Source organism: Desulforhabdus sp. TSK (genome assembly GCF_022836495.1).
Lineage (GTDB): Bacteria > Desulfobacterota > Syntrophobacteria > Syntrophobacterales > Syntrophobacteraceae > Desulforhabdus.
The window spans coordinates 1-442 of record NZ_BQXM01000166.1; the positions used below are offsets into that span (position 1 = coordinate 1).

A 442-nucleotide genomic window follows, 5' to 3' on the forward strand; every position below is an offset into this window, starting at 1 on the left:
GGATTCGCGCTCGCCCAACCTCGAGCCCACAACGTCGAGGGACAGGGCCGACATGTTAGATGTCGTGGTCGGGGATGCTTCCGAGGTGGAAGGCGTCGTCTACGAGATTACCGACCGCCTGCGGACGGTCGAGGAGGCCTTTGCGACCCTGACTGAGCGGGTCAACCATTCCACCAAAGCGCACGCGGCGGCCATAAACACTCTGCACATGCTGGAGGATATTGGCGGGAGGCTCGCGGGGTACATGGCCGCCGAGGCCGAGTTCCTGCAACGGTGGGAAGACGAGCACATGACAATCTACAGCAAGTTGGACGAGATGGAGGCGCTCCGCGTCTTCTACCAAGGCTACGCCGGCGCGTACGACGCCGTCCTACTCGAGGCCGAGCGCCGGCGGGTAACGGAAGAGAAGATGTCGGCCATTTGGCGTAGGGCCAAGGATAGT

1 protein-coding gene is annotated in these 442 nt (G+C 62.7%); it reads left to right on the forward strand.

Annotation, left to right across the window (positions count from 1 at the left end):
* Positions 1 to 52: 52 nt before the first annotated feature.
* Positions 53 to 442: autophagy-related protein 17 (locus MWC30_RS21975; RefSeq protein ID WP_244086326.1), on the forward strand; the 390-nt coding region annotated here is incomplete at its 3' end.